Below are 15,916 nucleotides of genomic sequence, written 5' to 3'. Positions count from 1 at the left end.
GGTGTGCGGGGGATCAGGCGTGCAGCATGCGGGCGAGCACCGACCGCTGGAGGGGGAGCGCCTCGGCGTGCAGTTCGCGGCCCTTCTGGGTGAGAGCGACCCACACTCCGCGGCGATCCTCCTGGCAGACGGTGCGTTCCACCAGGCCGTCCTTCTCCAGCCGGCCGATGAGCCGGGACAGCGCGCTCTGGCTCAGATGGACGCGGCCCGCGATGTTCTGCACCCGGCAGTGCTCGCCCGGCTCCATGACGGTCTCGGCGACGAGGATGTCCAGGACCTCGAAGTCACTGGCTCCCAGGCCGTGCGGATGCAGCACTCGGTCGATCTCGCACATCGTGCGCGCGTGCACCGAGAGGATGTCCCGCCACTGGTCCTCGAGCCGGGAACCGGGCGTCGTCGTTGCCATAACTGAACGGTAACAGAGATACGGTCACTAGTTGAGTGTGCAATTAGTGCGCCTGCATCCAGTCGCCGTCCTGTCAGGTGGTGGGGTCCTCGATGAGCCCGTACTGGTTGCCCTCCGCGTCCTTCACCGACGCGACGAGCCTGCCGTTGCCCACGTCCTGGAGCTCCTGGAGCGTCTCGGCGCCCGCGGCGAGCAGAGCCGCCAGGGTCGCCTTGATGTCGTCGACGTGCCAGAACGGGACCGGCCCCGTCAGCCCCTTGGAGTGGCCGTTCGGGTCGAGGCCGACATCCTGGCCCGCGTCCTTGAAGCCGACGTAGTAGGGCTCGTCCACATAGGGCTCCACCCCGAGCAGCTGGGTGAACAGGGCCTTCGCCTTCGCGATGTCCTTGACGGGGTAGATGATGGTCTTCACTCCGGCGGTCATCTCGACTCCTGTGCGGTGCGTGGCGGCCGTGCCGGCCGCTGTCGTGCCGCCGGCGTTCCGGCGGTCCTCTCACGCTAAGCCGGGGGAGGCGGATACGGCTTCTCGAATCCTGACCGGTACGGCGGGCCCGGCGTACCGGTCCTCAGGTGGGTTCAGGTGGACTCGCGGCGCACGAGCTCCGTCGGCAGGATCACCGCCGCCGGATCCTCGCCGCCGATCTGGGCAAGAAGGACCCGTACCATCTCGGAGCTGATGCGGTCCCAGGGCTGGCGGATGGTGGTGAGGGCCGGGGTGGCGGCCGTGGCGGCGGGGGAGTCGTCGAAGCCGCCGACCGCGACGTCCTCCGGGACCCGGCGGCCCGCTTTGCGCAGCGCGGCCAGCACACCCTGGGCCATCAGGTCGGAGGCGACGAACACGGCGTCCACGTCCGGGGCGCGGTCGAGGAGCTGCTCGGCGCCCGCCGCACCGCTGGCGCGGCTGTAGTCGCCGGAGGCGATGAGACGGTCGTCGGCCTCGACGCCCGCCTCGGCGAGCACTTCGCGGTACCCCGCCAGACGTTCGACACCGCCGGGGGTGTCCAGCGGTCCGGTGACCATTCCGATGCGGCGCCGCCCGAGGGAGAGCAGGTGCGTGACCATGTCCCGGGCGCCGTCGCGGTCGTCGGCGGCCACGTAACTCACCTTGGAGCCGAGGCCGATGGGCTTGCCGCACGCGACGAGCGGCACGCCCGCCTCGCGCAGTTCCTCGGCGACCGGATCGCCGGAGTGGCTGGAGACCAGCAGCACCCCGTCGACATGGCCGGCCGTGATGTAGCGCGTGATGCGCCGCCGTTCGTCCTGGGTGCCGGCGAGCATCAGCAGAAGGGGGACGTCGTGCGCGGCCAGTGCCTGGGTGCAGCCGCGCAGCAGGACGTTGAAGTTCGGGTCCTCGAAGAACCGCTCCTGCGGCTCGGTCAGCAGGAAGCCGACCGAGTCGGACCGCCCGGTGATCAGCGAACGGGCGTGCCGGTTCACGACGTAGCCCGTTCTGCGGATGGCGGCGTTGACCGCCTCGGCCGCGGAGGGACTCACATAGTGCCCACCGTTGAGCACGCGCGAGACGGTGCCCCGCGAGACACCCGCCTCGCGCGCCACATCATGGATCGTCGGCGGCTTGCGCCGGCCCCCCGTGTTGCTCATGGTCACGACTTTACGGCTCCTGACAGCAGGTCGAGGCTCCAGAAGCGCTGGATGACCAGGAACAGCGCGACCAGCGGGATGATCGCGAGCAGCGCGCCCGTGATCACCAGGGTGTACAGGGCCGGGGTGTTGGAGCCCTGTTCGAGGAGGGTGAACAGGCCGAGCGTGATCGGGAACTTCTCGTCGTCGCTGAGCATGATGTACGGGAGCAGGAAGTTGTTCCACACGGCCACGAACTGGAACAGGAACACCGTCACCAGACCGGGCACCATCATCGGCAGCGCGACCCGGGTGAAGATCCGCCACTCGCCCGCGCCGTCCATGCGTCCGGCCTCGACCACGTCCCCGGGGACGGCGGCGGCCGCGTAGATCCGGGCGAGGTAGACGCCGTACGGGGACAGGACGAGCGGCAGCAGCACGGAGGCGTACGAATCCGTCAGGTCCGCCTTGGCGAGGAGCAGGTACTGCGGGATCGCGAGGATCACCGGCGGCATCAGCACGCCCGCCATGAGGACGCTGAAGATGGTCTCGCGGCCCCGGAAACGGTAGATCGCCAGGGCGTAGCCGCTGATCGCCGAGACGGCAGTCGACAGCAGGGCGCCGAGACCGGCGTAGAGGGCGGAGTTGCCCATCCACTTCCAGTAGATGCCGTCGCGGTAGGCGTCGAGGTCCTTGATGTTCTGGGTGAAGCCGGTGCCCGGGAGGAACGTGAACGTCGAGAACAGTTCACGGCCCGACTTGGTGGCCGCGATCACCACCCAGGCGACGGGCAGCAGACAGTAGAGCGCGCCGAGCAGCAGCGTGAGGGTCGGGACCAGGGCGATCCCGCCGCGCGGGGGCGGTCCCTGGGCGGTGCCGGGGGTCGTGCCCGCGGCCGGGGCGGCCTTGCGGACGGCAAGAGAACTCATCGTGCTTCCTCCTGCTTGGTACGGGAGTTCGCGGCGCGCAGGAAACCGAAGGACAGGACCAGCGTGACCACGGCGATGATCACTGCCTCGGCTGCGGCCGCGTAGATGTCACCGGTGTTGAATGCGTCCCGGTAGACCTTCATGAGCGGACTCCAGGTCGTGGAGACGGAGTTGGTGAGGGGCTTGAGCGTGGTCGGCTCGCTGAACACCTGGAGCGTGGCGATGATCGAGAAGAAGAAGGTGAGCACCAGGGAGGGTGCCACCATCGGGATCTTGATCCGCAGGGCGGTCTGCAACGGGGTGGCCCCGTCCAGCTTCGCCGCTTCGAGCACCTCGGAGGGGATGGCCCGGAGCGAGGTGTAGATGACGATCATGTTGAAGCCGGTGCCGCCCCAGACCGCGATGTTGGACAGCGCGAGGTACAGCGGACCGCCGTCCAGCAGGTTCGGCTGCGGCAGACCGAACTTCTGGAGGACGAAGTAGAAGGGGCTGACGTCCGGGAGGTACAGGAAGCCCCACAGCAGTGCGGCCACGACGCCGGGGATGGCGTACGGCAGGAAGATGGCGAGCCGGGTGAAGGGCGCCAGGCGCACCTTCTCCGTGTCGAGCATCAGTGCGAAGAGCAGCGCGAGGCCGAGCATCACCGGCACCACGATGGCGCCGTAACCGGCCACGCGCAGCGCGCCGTCGACCAGTTCGCTGTCGGTCAGCGCGTCGGTGTAGTTCCTCAGGCCCGCCCAGACCTCGCTGCGGGCACCGGCGCCCAGGCCGAGGCCCTTGACCTGGACCTTGTGCAGACTGAGCCAGATCGCGTAGCCGATGGGCAGCGCGAAGAAGAGGACGAAGAGGATCGTCGCGGGGAGGAGGAAACCGTACGGGGCCCCCTTGACCCCGTACGGCTTCCGGCGTGCGGTGGTCACTGAGCGACCCCGAAGCCCTGCTTCTTGAGGTCGGCGACGGTGGCGTCCTGCATGGTCTTCAGGGCAGCGCCGAAGTCCGACTTGTTCTTGGCGGCGGCGCCGAACGCGTCGTTGAAGGACGTGTAGGCGACGTTCACGTTCGGGCCCCAGGCGGACGGGGCGGTGGTCTTGGCGACCTCCGCCGCCTTGGTGTAGAAGTCCGGCTGGTTGGAGAAGAAGGCCGGCGGCTGCGCGAACGCGTCACTGGTCTGCGCGCTCGTGGACGCCGGGTAGATGCCGCTCTCCTTCGCCATCGCGGCCACCGCCTGCGGGTCCGTGTTCAGCCAGGCGGCGAACTTCGCGGCGGCCGCCTTGTGCGGGGAGTCCGTGGTGACGGCCGTCGAGGAGCCGCCCCAGCTGCCGGTCACGTTCTCGCCTGACGACCACTGCGGCAGCGGGGCCATCGCCCACTTGCCCTTGGTGTCCGGGGCCGCCGTGGTCAGGGTGCCGGGCGCCCACACCGCGCTGACCCAGGCGATCTCCTTGCCGGTGTTCAGGGCCTTGTTCCAGGCGGGCTGGTACATCGGCTGGTTGTCGATCGCGCCCTCCTTGACGAGACCACCCCAGAAGTCGGCGACCTTCTGGGTGGCCGTGTCGTCGATGCCGACCTTCCACTTGTCGCCCGAGGAGGTCCACCACTTGGCGCCCGCCTGCTGGGCCAGACCGGCGAAGAGGCCGGAGTCGTTGGCGGAGAAGGTGGTGAGTGCCTTGTCCGGTGCCTTCTTCTTCAGCGCGCGGGCGGTTTCGGCGAACTGCTCCCAGGTGGTGGGAACCGTCAGGCCGTACTTCTTGAACAGGTCCTGGCGGTAGTAGAACATCATCGGGCCGATGTCCTGCGGGATCGCGTAGACCGCGTCCGTCCCCAGCGTCGTCTGCTGCCACACGCCGTCGGCGAACTTGGTCTTCGCGTCCTTCGACTCGGCGGCTATGTCGGCGAGCGCGTCATTGCTGACCAGGGTCGGCAGCGCCTGGTACTCGGCCTGGACCAGGTCCGGTGCCTTCTTCGCCTTGTGCGCGGTGAGGATCTTGGTGATGAGCGTGTCGCCCGAAGCCTGCTTCTTCACCTCGACGGTGATCTGCTGCTTCTTCCCCGGCCCCTTGTTCCAGAGGTCGACGACCTTGTCCATGCCCGGCGCCCAGGTCCAGAACGTCAGTGTCGCGGGTCCGGACTGGGATTCGCTCTTGCCGTCGTCGGACGAGCCGCAGGCGGCGAGCGAGGTGGCGCCGAGGACGACGGCGATGGTGCTGGCCACGAGGCGGTTGTGCTTCGTGATGGGCATGGAACGTTCTCCCCTGACCTGGGCCTCCGCCTGCTGCGGAGGCCTGCCCTGTTGGTGCGCAATATGCGCTCCGTGCTTCTGTGAGCGTTCACAGTAGAGAAACATCCCGGACACTTGTCAATGGTTGTTGCTGTGCGGTTATGTTGGACTCACGCCGTCGGCGCTGTGTGTGCACGTTCCCAAATGATCGATTAAACGGGAGAGATCCATGCCGGAGACCAACCCCAAGGGCCTCACCCGGCTCGCCTTCGGTGGGGACTACAACCCCGAGCAGTGGCCGGAAAGCGTCTGGCCCGAGGACGTCCGGCTGATGCGCGAGGCGGGCGTCACGATGGTGAGCGTCGGGATCTTCTCCTGGGCCCTCCTCGAACCGGCCCGGGACACCTATGAGTTCGGCTGGCTCGACCGCGTGCTCGACCTGCTGCACGAGAACGGCATACGCGCCGACCTGGGCACCCCGACCGTCGCACCGCCCGCCTGGTTCTACCGCGAACACCCCGAAGCGCTCCCCGTGGCCGCCGACGGCACCCGCTACGCCTTCGGCTCACGCGGGGCCATCTGTCACAGCAACCCCGCCTACCGCGCCGCGGCCGCCTCCATCACGACCCGCCTCGCGACCCGGTACGCAGACCACCCCGCCCTCGCCCTGTGGCACGTCCACAACGAGTACGGCGTCCCCGTCTCGGCCTGCTACTGCGACTCCTGCGCGGCGCACTTCCGCCGGTGGCTGACCGGCACCTACGGGACGGTCGACGAGCTCAACGAGGCCTGGGGGACGGCCTTCTGGGGGCAGCGCTACGCGTCCTTCGACCAGATCGACCCGCCGCGCGCGACCCCGACGGTCGGCAATCCGGCCCAGGCACTGGACTACAAGCGGTTCGCCGACGCGACCATGCGCGAGAACTTCGTGGCCGAGCGGGACATCCTGCACCGCCTCGCCCCCGGAATCCCCGTCACCACCAACTTCATGACGGCCCTCAGCCAGTGCGACTCCGTCGACTACTGGGCCTGGGGCCGCGAGGTCGACCTGGTCACCAACGACCACTACCTGATGACCGACGGCCGCCGCACCCATGTGAACCTCGCGATGGCCGCCGACCTCACCCGCTCGGTCGCGGGCGGCGCGCCCTGGCTGCTCCTCGAACACTCCACCTCGGGCGTCAACTGGCAGCCCCGCAACCCGGCCAAGGCGCCCGGCCAGATGGCCCGCAACTCCCTCTCCCACGTGGCCCGCGGCTCCGAGGGCGCCATGTTCTTCCAGTGGCGCCAGTCCCGGCGCGGTGCCGAGAAGTTCCACTCCTCGATGCTGCCGCAGGCCGGCACCGACTCCCGCGTGTGGCGCGAGGTCGTCGAACTCGGCGCCTCCGTCGCCTCGTTGGCCTCGGTCAAGGGAACCCGTACGGTCGCCGACGTGGCCGTGCTGTGGGACTGGCACTCCTGGTGGGCGCAGAGCCTCCAGTGGCGCCCGAGCGAGGACCACGACGCCCGCGAGCGCGCCGACGCCTTCTACGAGGCCCTCTACGACCGCCACCTCACCGTCGACTTCGCCCACCCCGAAGCCGACTTGTCGGCCTATCCCCTTGTCGTCGTACCCGCCCTCTATATCATGACCGAGGCCGCGGCGGACAACCTGAGGGAGTACGTCGACAGTGGCGGCACCCTCCTCGTCTCCTACTTCTCCGGCATCGTCGACGAGCACGACGCCGTCCACGAGGGACCCCATCCCGGTGCCCTGCGGGACGTACTCGGCCTGACCGTCGAGGAGTTCTCCCCCCTGCTCCAGGGGGAGCTCGTCCGGATCACCGGGCCCGACGGCTGCGAACTCACCGGCGACGTGTGGAGCGAGTTCGTGGTGCCGCGCGGCGCCGAGACCGTCTGGACGTACGCCGACGGGCTCACCGCCGGCCATCCGGCGGTCACCCGGCACCGGAGCGGGGCGGGTTCGGCCTGGTACGTGTCCACGCGCCTCGCGGCGGGGGGACTTGACGCCCTGATCGGCCGGGTGGCCGACGACGCGCGCATCGCACCGCGCGCCGACATGCCCCGGGACGTCGAAGTGGTGCGCAGGGCAGGTGAGTCGGGCACCTATGTCTTCGCGATCAACCACACGTCGTCCGACGCCAAGGTGCCGCTGGACGCGCACGGCACCGAGATGCTCACGGGCGAACGAGCCGCAGGCCGGCTCGCGGTCCCGGCGGGCGCGGTGCGGGTCGTGCGCCTCGACGGCTGAGTGGGCCGTCGGCCGCAGGGAGTGATGTGCGGGGCGTGGACCAGGGACGTCGACCGCAGTCGAGCCGGCCGGGGACCCACCTGGCTCGGGGGTGTCGACCGCACTCGAGTCGGCCGGGGACCCGCCCGGCGAATCCCTCCCCCGGCAGCCGCACCCACAGCCCGTCGTCCGAACCCCGAGCGAGGCGCCGCCTGATCACCGTCCGGGCTCTCGGCCCCGGCGACCGCACCCGAGCCATCCGGGTCACCACCCGGCGATCCCCCCATCCGGCCGGAGCCGCACGGCCCGCCGGTCGCTCCGACCGCCGTCCGAGTCACGGCACTCGGCGGCACCACTGCCCCCCTCCGACCGTGTGAGCCATCAAGCCGCGGGCGGAGGGGTCAGCCCCCGGATCCACCCGGATCACCCCCGTGATCCACCCGGATCCACCCGGATCCCCCTGGGGGCACCTCTCCCCACCACGTCGAAGGGACGACGGACGATGATGTTCCATCCCAGACGCACACTCAGGGCCCTGCTGCTGCCGCTCGCGGCCGGGCTCGCCCTGGCCGCCCTGCCCGCGCAGACCGCGCACGCGGCGAGCACCCTGACCAACTCCGGATTCGAGGCCGACGGGACCGGCGCGGCCGCGCCCAGCGGCTGGTCGGAGTCCGGCACCACCGCCGCCTCGTACGTCGAAGCCGGTGGCCACGGCGGGAGTTACCGCCTCAGCCACTACTCCGCCTCGGCCTACAAGGTGGAGACCTACCAGTACCTCTCCGGGCTGACGAACGGCAACTACAAGCTCACCGCGTGGGTGCGATCGGGCGGCGGACAGAACTCCGCCTACCTCGCCCTGAAGAACTGCGGCGGCACCGAGCAGCGCACCGACCTGCCGGTCTCCACCAGCGGGTGGATCCACCTGGTCGTGCCCGTCGCAGTGACGAACAACCAGTGCACGGTCAGCGTCTACTCCGACGCCAACGCCGGAAACTGGATCAACGTCGACGACCTGACGTTCACCTCCGGCACCACCGGACTGTCCGTCAAGGGCTCCGACATCTCCTCCCTCGCCAAGAGCGAGGCCTACGGCGGCGTCTACAAGACCGGTTCCGGACCCACCGGCGACGCGCTCGCCATCCTCAAGTCCGCCGGGATGAACTACGCGCGCCTCAAGGTCTGGGTCAACCCGGCCGACGGCTACAACAACAAGGCCCGCGTCCTCGCGATGGCCAAGCGCATCAAGGCGCAGGGCATGAAGCTGCTGGTCGACTTCCACTACTCCGACACCTGGGCCGACCCCGGCACCCAGACCAAGCCGGCCGCCTGGGCCGGACACTCGTACAGCCAGCTGAAGACGGACGTCTACAACCACACGTACGACGTCCTGAACGCCCTCAAGGCGCAGGGCACCACCGCCGACATGGTGCAGATCGGCAACGAGATCAACGGCGGCATGCTCTGGTCCGAGGGCTCCACGGACAACTTCGCGCAGCTCGCCGGACTCCTCAACTCCGGCTACGACGCGGCCAAGGCGGTCAGCTCCTCCACCGTCGTTGCCCTGCACCTCGCCAAGGGCGGCGATCTCACCGGCACCCGCTGGTGGTTCGACACCGCGCTCGCCAACGGCGTGAAGTTCGACGCCATCGGCCTGTCCTACTACGGGTACTGGCACGGCTCGCTCTACGACTTCCAGACCACCCTCGACGACGCGGCCGCCCGCTACGGCAAGCCGGTCTTCGTCGCCGAGACGGCCTACCCCTTCCGTCTCGACAGCGACGACGCGCTCGTCAACCAGATCGACACGACCGCCGAACTCGTCTCCGGCTACCCGGCCACCACCACCGGGCAGTCCAACTGGCTGCGTGACGTGATGAACATCGTGGAGGCCGTGCCGAACGGCCGCGGTCTCGGCGTCTTCTACTGGGAGGCCACCTGGACGGCCGTCACCGGCAACGGCTGGGACCCGGCCGACCCCGCCTCCGGCAACGGATGGGAGAACCAGGCCCTGTTCGGCTTCGACGACAAGGCCCTTCCGGCCATGTCCCTGTTCAGCCACCGCTGAGCGGAAAGGGGTCCGGCCGCCGGTGCGGCCGGGCCCTTTGCCCCCTCGGGGCCGTCCGGCTCCGGCCAGGGTCGCCGGAACGCCGTGCGTGCCGCCTCCGGCTGCGGGACAGTGGCGGGAGACCGTCACGACGGAGGGGGACGAGATGCTGAAGGGGTCCTTCAGCGGGCAACGACAGGACATCCTGGAGTGGTTGCGCAGCCCCGCGGCGCACTTCCCGCCGCAGCGCCGGGCCGACCTCGTCGAGGACGGTGTCAGCCCTGAGTCCCTCGCCGTCAAACTGGGTGTCAGCCGGGCCGTGGCACGCACCCACCTCGACCTCCTCGCCGGAGTCGGGCTGCTGCGCGCCAAGAAGGTGGGGCGGCGGACCTACTACCGGCGCGACGAGTACCGTATCGCCGAGGTGAACCACTACTTCGAGAAGGGCTGGTAGGCGCGTGGGAGACGGGTCCGGCACGGCGGAGGCCACAGTTCTTTCGCCCCGGCGCACGGTGCCGCTCGGCGGCCGCGGCCCCGAGGACGTGGTGGCCGACTCCAGGGGCGGGGTGCTGACCGGTCTCGAGGACGGCCGCATCGTACGGGTCGACGGTCTCGGAGACCCCGACCGCACCGGGATCCGGGTCGTCGCCGAGACGGGTGGCAGGCCGCTCGGCCTTGAACTCCTCCCGGACAACGCCCTGTTGGTGTGTGATGCCGAACGCGGGCTGCTGCGGATCGGTCTCGAGGACGGAGTGGTCCGCGTCCTGGCCGACAAGGTGGCCGGTGTTCCGCTGCGCTTTTGCAGCAACGTGGTCGCCCTCTCGGACGGCACGGTGTACTTCACCGTGTCCAGCCGGAGTTACCCCCTGAAGCAGTGGATCGGCGACCTCGTCGAACACACCGGATCGGGCTGCCTGCTGCGCCTCGCGCCGGGGGAGACGGAGCCCGAAGTCCTCCTGGAAGGGCTTCAGTTCGCCAATGGTCTCGCCGCCTCGGCCGACGAGTCGTTCCTCGTCCTCGCCGAGACCGGCGCCTTCCGTCTGGTCCGCTACTGGCTCACCGGGCCCCTGGCCGGCCGCTCCGAGACCTTCGTCGACGACCTCCCCGGCCAGCCGGACAACCTCTGGCGCGCCCCGGACGGCCCGATCTGGGTGGCACTCGCGGGCCCCCGCGTCGGCGCCCTGGAACTGCTGCACCGCCGGGGCCCCGCCGTCCGCCGTGCCGCGGCCCGGATCGCCGTACGGGCCCCCTTCAGGCCACCGGGCACCACGGGCGCCCTCGCGGTCGACGACGACGGCAGCGTCGTACACCACCTGGAGAGCCGCCGCGCCCGGTTCCGGATGGTGACCAGCGTCTGTGAGTCCGACGGCCGGCTGGTCCTCGGAAGCATCTGGGAGCGGGGCCTGGCCGTCTGTGACCTTCCGGACACCACCGGCTGAGCGACCGGGGCCTTCGCGGGAGGGGCCGGGTGTGCACGGCCCGCGCGCCCGGCGTTACCCTGTTCACCAGCCGCGATCTTGCAGCGCGGCACGGCGGTGGGGCCCGCCGTACCCGAACCGCGGCACGGATGCCGCCGACGGTCCCTGCTTGCGATGCCGGGCGCCCGCACCGGCCCGGCGAGTAGGAGCACCGGAGACCATGACAGTCCCGCACCCCGAGCGCGTCGGCGAGTCCGGCGCCCCCGTGCGCGCGCCCGCGCGCCCGCCGTCGCCCTGGCACGGCCAGGGCCAGGTCGTCGCGGCGGTCTCGCTGGGCGGTGTCATCGGCGCCACGGCCCGCTACGGAGCCGGACTCCTGTGGCCCACGCCGGACGGCGCCTTCCCCTGGACCACCTTCACGATCAACGTCGTGGGCTGCGCCGTCATCGGCGTGCTGATGGTACTGATCACCGAGCTGCCGACGGTGCACCGCCTCGCGCGCCCCTTCTTCGGCACCGGAGTCCTCGGCGGCTTCACCACCTTCTCGACATACGCGGTCGACATCCGCAAACTGGCCGGCTCGGGCCACGCGGCCACCGGGTTCGGCTATCTCGCCGCGACCCTGTTCGGGGCGCTCGCGGCGGTCTGGCTCGGGACGACGGCGGCCCGCCGGGCCCTGGCACGGAGGCAGCGATGACAAGGCTCACGGGCAGTGCCCTCAGGTTGACCGTCCTCATCGGCGAGAACGACACCTGGCACCACAGGCCGCTCTACGCGGAGATCGTGCACCGCGCCCACGCGGCGGGCCTCGCGGGCGCCAGCGTCTTCCGGGGCATCGAGGGGTTCGGCGCCTCCTCCCTCATCCATACCTCGCGGCTCCTCTCGCTGAGCGAGGACCTGCCGGTGGCCGTGATCGTCGTGGACACCGAGGAGCGGGTCCGCGCCTTCCTGCCGCAGCTCGACGAAGTCGTCACCGAGGGGCTGGTGCTCCTCGACCCCTGTGAGGTCGTCCACTACGCGGGCCGCGGTGGCGCGCCCGCCGACGGCTCCGGCGCGAGCGGCGACGACCGGGCCGGGGAAGGCGGGACGCGGCGGTGAACTGGCTGCTGGTGATCGCCGGCGCGGCGGTCGGAGCACCCCTGCGGTATCTGACCGACCGGGCGGTACAGCTCAGGCACGATACGGTCTTCCCCTGGGGCACCTTCGTCGTGAACGTGACGGGGTGCCTGATCCTCGGTCTGCTGACCGGTGCCGCCTCGGCGGGGCAGGTGTCCGGACACCTGCAACTGCTGATCGGGACCGGTCTGTGCGGGGCGCTGACCACGTACTCGACGTTCTCGTACGAGACCCTGAGGCTGACCGAGACCGGGGCGGGGTTCTACGCTGCCGCCAACGTGGTCGTGAGTGTGACGGCGGGCCTCGGCGCGGCCTTCGCGGGGGTCTATTTCGCCCAAGTTTTGTGGACCTAGTTGCCGGGCGTCCACGCGTATAGGTAACACTGTCTCCTGCACTGTCTACAGCACTGTCGACCAACTCCTCAGAACTGGATCCCATGAGCGTCATCAACGTCGGTCAGGCCGTCGTCCTCGGAGTCGTCGAGGGGGTGACCGAATTCCTTCCCGTGTCCTCGACCGGTCACCTCAAGATCACCGAGGGGCTGATGAACATCCCCGTCGACGACAACGCCGTGGTCGGCTTCTCCGCGGTCATCCAGGTCGGCGCGATCGCCGCCGTGCTCGTGTACTTCTTCAAGGACATCGTGCGGATCGTCTCCGCCTGGGGACGTGGACTGCGCGACAAGAACGAGCGGCAGAACCACGACTACAAGTTCGCCTGGTGGGTCATCTACGCGACGATCCCGATCGTGGCCGTGGGCCTCGCGGCCAAGTCGCTCATCGAGGGTCCGCTGGCGTCCCTGTGGGTGGTCGCCGGCTCGCTGATCGCGGGCAGTGCCGTGATGTGGGCGGCCGACCAGATGGGCCGCCACAAGCGCGGTGAGGACGACGTCTCGTTCAAGGACGCGATGCTGGTCGGCAGCTCCCAGATCCTCGCCCTGCTCTTCCCGGGCTTCTCGCGCTCCGGCGCCACCATGTCGACGGGGCTCATCCTCGACCTGGACCGCGTCGCCGCGACCCGGCTCTCCTTCTTCCTCGGCATCCCGGCCCTGACCGGCGCGGGCCTGTACGAACTGAAGGACGCCCTGGGCACCGGTGTGGGCGCCGCTCCGCTGATCGTCGGCACGGTCGTGTCGTTCGTCGTGGCCTACGCCTCGATCGCCTGGCTGCTGAAGTTCGTCGCCAAGCACTCCTTCAACGCCTTCGTGATCTACCGCATCGTCATCGGCGTCCTCCTCTTCGGGCTCCTCGGAACGGGAGTCATCGACAGCTGACACACCGCGGGGCGCCGGTGCGAACCGGCTCCAGCACAGGAACGATCCGCTCACAGGGGGCGCGAGGCCGGAATCCGGCTCCGCGCCCCCTGTGCCGTTCCCGCGCACCCGCGCACCCGTTCGGCATGGAGGCCCGGAGGCCGGGCCGGGGAGCCGCGGGACCGGGCGGGCGGCACAATGGCGATCATGCCCGGGAACTCGTCGTATCCGTCCTCCCCAACCTTCCAGCCGATCCTGGAGAGCATCGCCACCGACATCGCGCAGACACCGGGACGCGGGCGGCCCGCCGACTACATCCCGGCACTGGCCGCCTGCGATCCACGCCGCTTCGGCATGGCCGTCGCGGAGCTGGACGGCACGGTGTACGGCGTGGGGGACTGGCGGCAGCCCTTCTCCACGCAGTCCATCACCAAGGTCTTCACGCTCGCCCTCGACCTGGCCCGCGAGGGCGACGAGCTGTGGGAGCACGTCGGGCGCGAGCCCTCCGGCAACCCGTTCAACTCCCTGGTCCAGCTCGAATACGAGAACGGCATCCCGCGCAACCCGTTCATCAACGCCGGAGCCCTGGTCGTCACCGACCGGCTCCAGACCCGGACGGGCGACGCGGCCCGCACCCTGCTGGAGTTCCTGCGGGCCGAGAGCGGCAACGCGGACCTCGGCTTCGACCAGGACATCGCCGCCTCCGAGACCGCGAACGGCGACCGCAACGCGGCACTCGCCCACTTCATGGCCTCGTACGGCAACATCGACAACCCGGTGCCGGACCTGCTCGACCAGTACTTCCTCCAGTGCTCGATCGCCGCGTCCTGCGCCGACCTCGCCCTCGCCACCGGATTCCTGGCCCGGCACGGGATCCGCGCCGACGGGGGCCGGCTGCTCTCCCGTAGCCAGGCCAAGCAGATCAACGCGATCATGCTGACCTGCGGGACCTACGACGCCGCGGGTAACTTCGCCTACCGGGTCGGGCTTCCCGGCAAGAGCGGGGTGGGCGGCGGCATCATCGCTGTTGTGCCGGGCCGGTGCACCCTGTGCGTCTGGAGCCCGGGCCTGGACGAACGCGGCAACTCGGTGGCGGGCGTGGCGGCCCTGGACCGCTTCACGACCCTGACCGGCCTGTCGGTGTTCTGAATACCCTCGCACCACACGGAGGTCACGCTCCGGACCCCGCACGGAGAGCGCCGCGTCGCCTTCCGGCCACCAGGCGTTGACACGCTTGCGGAGTGTTGGCCATGGCTTTCCCCGTCGATCTCCGCCGCTGCCAGGCTCTGGGCCTGGCCGGAACCGCCGTCCTCGCGCTGGGCGGCGAGACCGCGGGGGCCCTGCCCGCGCGGGACCTCCTCGCCCCCGAGTCGGGGCGGGCCGTACTGGGCCTGGTCGGGGTCTACTTCGGCGTCGTCCTGCTGATAGCCGCCTGGGCGCTGCTGGGCACCGTCGTACGCGGGCCCGAACCGCCCACTCCGCGCGCCCTGTTGCTCGTTCTCGCCACCTGGGCCGCGCCGCTGCTGCTCGCGCCGCCGCTCTTCAGCCGGGACGTCTACAGCTATCTCGCGCAGGGCGCCATGGTGGACGCCCACATCGACGTCTACGCGTACGGCCCCGCGCGGCTCGGCGGTCCGCTCGCCGACGAGGTGGCACCCGTGTGGCAGAGCACGACGACGCCGTACGGCCCGGTCTTCCTCGCCGTCGCCCGCGGACTGTCGTCGCTGACCCGCGGAGAGATACCGGCCGGACTCTTCGGTATGCGCATGGTCGCCCTGCTCGGCGTGGCCCTGATGGCGGCGGCCCTGCCCCGCCTCGCCCGGCACAGCGGCGCCGATCCGGCCGCCGCGCTGTGGCTGGGCGCGCTGAACCCGCTGGTCCTGTTGCACCTGGTGGCCGGTGCGCACAACGACGCCATCATGCTCGGGCTGCTCGGCGTCGGCCTGGTGGCCGCGCGCGGCCGCTGGCCCGTCGCGGGCATCGTCCTGGTCACGCTCGCAGCCCTCGTCAAGGCCCCCGCCGCGCTCGGCCTGGTGGCGGTGATCGCGCTGCGCGGGCGCGGACAGGGACGTAAGGGGATCGCGCGGGCCACGGTGACCACCGTCGTCGTCGCCGTCGCGACCACGGTCGCCGCGACGGCCGTGGCCGGTACCGGCTACGGCTGGATAGCCGCCCTGAAGACCCCTGTCTCACCGCACAACTGGTCGCCGACCAGCGTCCTCGGGCGCGCCACCGGCGCCCTGCTCGAGAAGCTCGGCAGCGGACTCGCGCCGCTCGCGATGCCCGCCTGGCACGCCGTCGGACTCCTGGCGACCGCTGGACTGCTGCTGTTCATATGGCTGAGGCAGCGCCCGCACCCGGTGTACGCGCTGGGCCTGAGCCTGGCCGCGGTCGCGGTGTTCGGTCCGGCGGTCCGGCCGTGGTACGCGCTGTGGGGCCTGTTCCTCATCGCGGCGGCGGCCCCCACCGGTTCGGTGCGCGGCCGGGTCGCCGCCGTCAGCGCGGTGCTCGCGCTGGCGGTGCTGCCGAGCGGGTCGCCCGCGGACCCCGGACAGGTCATCCTCGCCGTCTCCGGGGGCCTGCTCGCCCTGGTCGTGCTCTGGCAGGCCCACCAGGCGGCGCGGCCGCAGGCGCCGGTGCTGGAACGGACGGCATGACGGAGGACATGGAGCACGGAGGGGACCCGGGCGGCAGGAGAGGCGCGGGGACGACGAGCGGGCCG

General features: G+C 70.5%; 16 protein-coding genes. 10 read left to right on the top strand and 6 right to left on the bottom strand.

Annotated elements, in window-relative coordinates:
* Window positions 1-13: 13 nt before the first annotated feature.
* The 6 genes from ABZV42_RS08585 to ABZV42_RS08560 form a co-directional block, all read right to left on the bottom strand.
* The gene (locus ABZV42_RS08585) at window positions 14-406 is read right to left on the bottom strand and encodes a MarR family transcriptional regulator (RefSeq protein ID WP_355984016.1); all 393 of its coding nucleotides are present in this window, start codon (window positions 404-406) and stop codon (window positions 14-16) included.
* Between the two features lie 73 nt (window positions 407-479).
* On the bottom strand, window positions 480-830 hold the full coding sequence (locus tag ABZV42_RS08580; RefSeq protein ID WP_355984015.1) for a VOC family protein: 351 nt from the start codon (window positions 828-830) through the stop codon (window positions 480-482).
* A 152-nt stretch (window positions 831-982) separates the two neighbouring features.
* Window positions 983-2,014, bottom strand: a complete 1,032-nt coding sequence (locus tag ABZV42_RS08575; RefSeq protein WP_355984014.1) for a LacI family DNA-binding transcriptional regulator — start codon at window positions 2,012-2,014, stop codon at window positions 983-985.
* A complete protein-coding gene (locus ABZV42_RS08570) occupies window positions 2,011-2,916 on the bottom strand; it encodes a carbohydrate ABC transporter permease (protein WP_355984013.1) in 906 nt (301 codons plus the stop codon). Before ABZV42_RS08570 ends, ABZV42_RS08575 begins: the two co-directional genes overlap by 4 nt.
* Window positions 2,913-3,836: a sugar ABC transporter permease gene (locus ABZV42_RS08565; RefSeq protein WP_355984012.1), complete on the bottom strand. Its 924-nt coding sequence runs from the start codon at window positions 3,834-3,836 to the stop codon at window positions 2,913-2,915. The genes ABZV42_RS08570 and ABZV42_RS08565 overlap by 4 nt, the downstream gene beginning before the upstream one ends.
* Window positions 3,833-5,155 carry an extracellular solute-binding protein gene (locus ABZV42_RS08560; RefSeq protein WP_355984011.1) on the bottom strand — a complete coding sequence of 441 codons (1,323 nt, stop codon included), beginning with the start codon at window positions 5,153-5,155 and terminating at the stop codon, window positions 3,833-3,835. Before ABZV42_RS08560 ends, ABZV42_RS08565 begins: the two co-directional genes overlap by 4 nt.
* A gap of 208 nt (window positions 5,156-5,363) precedes the next feature.
* On the opposite strand from ABZV42_RS08560, the gene ABZV42_RS08555 reads away from it, so the two are divergent.
* The 10 genes from ABZV42_RS08555 (at window position 5,364) to mptB (ending at window position 15,851) form a co-directional block, all read left to right on the top strand.
* On the top strand, window positions 5,364-7,385 hold the full coding sequence (locus tag ABZV42_RS08555) for a beta-galactosidase (protein WP_356051282.1): 2,022 nt from the start codon (window positions 5,364-5,366) through the stop codon (window positions 7,383-7,385).
* A 484-nt stretch (window positions 7,386-7,869) separates the two neighbouring features.
* Window positions 7,870-9,429 (top strand): arabinogalactan endo-1,4-beta-galactosidase, encoded by a 1,560-nt coding sequence (locus tag ABZV42_RS08550; protein WP_356051350.1) that lies wholly within the window; start codon window positions 7,870-7,872, stop codon window positions 9,427-9,429.
* Between the two features lie 145 nt (window positions 9,430-9,574).
* Complete coding sequence (locus ABZV42_RS08545; RefSeq protein WP_355984009.1) at window positions 9,575-9,862, top strand: helix-turn-helix domain-containing protein; 288 nt, start codon at window positions 9,575-9,577, stop codon at window positions 9,860-9,862.
* A 4-nt stretch (window positions 9,863-9,866) separates the two neighbouring features.
* Window positions 9,867-10,847, top strand: a complete 981-nt coding sequence (locus ABZV42_RS08540; RefSeq protein ID WP_356051280.1) for an SMP-30/gluconolactonase/LRE family protein — start codon at window positions 9,867-9,869, stop codon at window positions 10,845-10,847.
* A gap of 199 nt (window positions 10,848-11,046) precedes the next feature.
* The gene (crcB, locus tag ABZV42_RS08535) at window positions 11,047-11,523 is read left to right on the top strand and encodes a fluoride efflux transporter CrcB (RefSeq protein ID WP_355984007.1); all 477 of its coding nucleotides are present in this window, start codon (window positions 11,047-11,049) and stop codon (window positions 11,521-11,523) included.
* Window positions 11,520-11,924: a DUF190 domain-containing protein gene (locus ABZV42_RS08530; protein WP_355984006.1), complete on the top strand. Its 405-nt coding sequence runs from the start codon at window positions 11,520-11,522 to the stop codon at window positions 11,922-11,924. The genes crcB (ABZV42_RS08535) and ABZV42_RS08530 overlap by 4 nt, the downstream gene beginning before the upstream one ends.
* The gene (gene crcB / locus ABZV42_RS08525; RefSeq protein WP_355984005.1) at window positions 11,921-12,295 is read left to right on the top strand and encodes a fluoride efflux transporter CrcB; all 375 of its coding nucleotides are present in this window, start codon (window positions 11,921-11,923) and stop codon (window positions 12,293-12,295) included. The genes ABZV42_RS08530 and crcB (ABZV42_RS08525) overlap by 4 nt, the downstream gene beginning before the upstream one ends.
* 83 nt (window positions 12,296-12,378) lie before the next feature.
* The gene (locus ABZV42_RS08520) at window positions 12,379-13,215 is read left to right on the top strand and encodes an undecaprenyl-diphosphate phosphatase (protein WP_355984004.1); all 837 of its coding nucleotides are present in this window, start codon (window positions 12,379-12,381) and stop codon (window positions 13,213-13,215) included.
* A 177-nt stretch (window positions 13,216-13,392) separates the two neighbouring features.
* Complete coding sequence (locus ABZV42_RS08515) at window positions 13,393-14,343, top strand: glutaminase (protein ID WP_356051278.1); 951 nt, start codon at window positions 13,393-13,395, stop codon at window positions 14,341-14,343.
* 101 nt (window positions 14,344-14,444) lie between these two features.
* Entirely contained in the window at window positions 14,445-15,851 is a 1,407-nt protein-coding gene (gene mptB, locus ABZV42_RS08510) for a polyprenol phosphomannose-dependent alpha 1,6 mannosyltransferase MptB (RefSeq protein WP_355984002.1), read from the top strand.
* Window positions 15,852-15,916 lie beyond the last annotated feature (65 nt).

Origin of the sequence: Streptomyces sp. NPDC005281, from assembly GCF_040607495.1 — a bacterium.
In the GTDB taxonomy this organism is placed as follows: Bacteria; Actinomycetota; Actinomycetes; order Streptomycetales; family Streptomycetaceae; genus Streptomyces.
Note: the sequence above shows the minus strand (reverse complement) of the source record. Positions and strands in the feature narration are given on the sequence as shown.

Coding starts and splice junctions, on each gene's coding strand:
- ABZV42_RS08585 (WP_355984016.1), bottom strand. CDS start 406: ATGGCAACGACGACGCCCGGTTCCCGGCTCGAGGACCAGTGGCGGGAC.
- ABZV42_RS08580 (WP_355984015.1), bottom strand. CDS start 830: ATGACCGCCGGAGTGAAGACCATCATCTACCCCGTCAAGGACATCGCG.
- ABZV42_RS08570 (WP_355984013.1), bottom strand. CDS start 2,916: ATGAGTTCTCTTGCCGTCCGCAAGGCCGCCCCGGCCGCGGGCACGACC.
- ABZV42_RS08560 (WP_355984011.1), bottom strand. CDS start 5,155: ATGCCCATCACGAAGCACAACCGCCTCGTGGCCAGCACCATCGCCGTC.
- ABZV42_RS08555 (WP_356051282.1), top strand. CDS start 5,364: ATGCCGGAGACCAACCCCAAGGGCCTCACCCGGCTCGCCTTCGGTGGG.
- ABZV42_RS08550 (WP_356051350.1), top strand. CDS start 7,870: ATGTTCCATCCCAGACGCACACTCAGGGCCCTGCTGCTGCCGCTCGCG.
- ABZV42_RS08545 (WP_355984009.1), top strand. CDS start 9,575: ATGCTGAAGGGGTCCTTCAGCGGGCAACGACAGGACATCCTGGAGTGG.
- crcB (WP_355984007.1), top strand. CDS start 11,047: ATGACAGTCCCGCACCCCGAGCGCGTCGGCGAGTCCGGCGCCCCCGTG.
- ABZV42_RS08530 (WP_355984006.1), top strand. CDS start 11,520: ATGACAAGGCTCACGGGCAGTGCCCTCAGGTTGACCGTCCTCATCGGC.
- ABZV42_RS08520 (WP_355984004.1), top strand. CDS start 12,379: ATGAGCGTCATCAACGTCGGTCAGGCCGTCGTCCTCGGAGTCGTCGAG.
- ABZV42_RS08515 (WP_356051278.1), top strand. CDS start 13,393: ATGGCGATCATGCCCGGGAACTCGTCGTATCCGTCCTCCCCAACCTTC.
- mptB (WP_355984002.1), top strand. CDS start 14,445: ATGGCTTTCCCCGTCGATCTCCGCCGCTGCCAGGCTCTGGGCCTGGCC.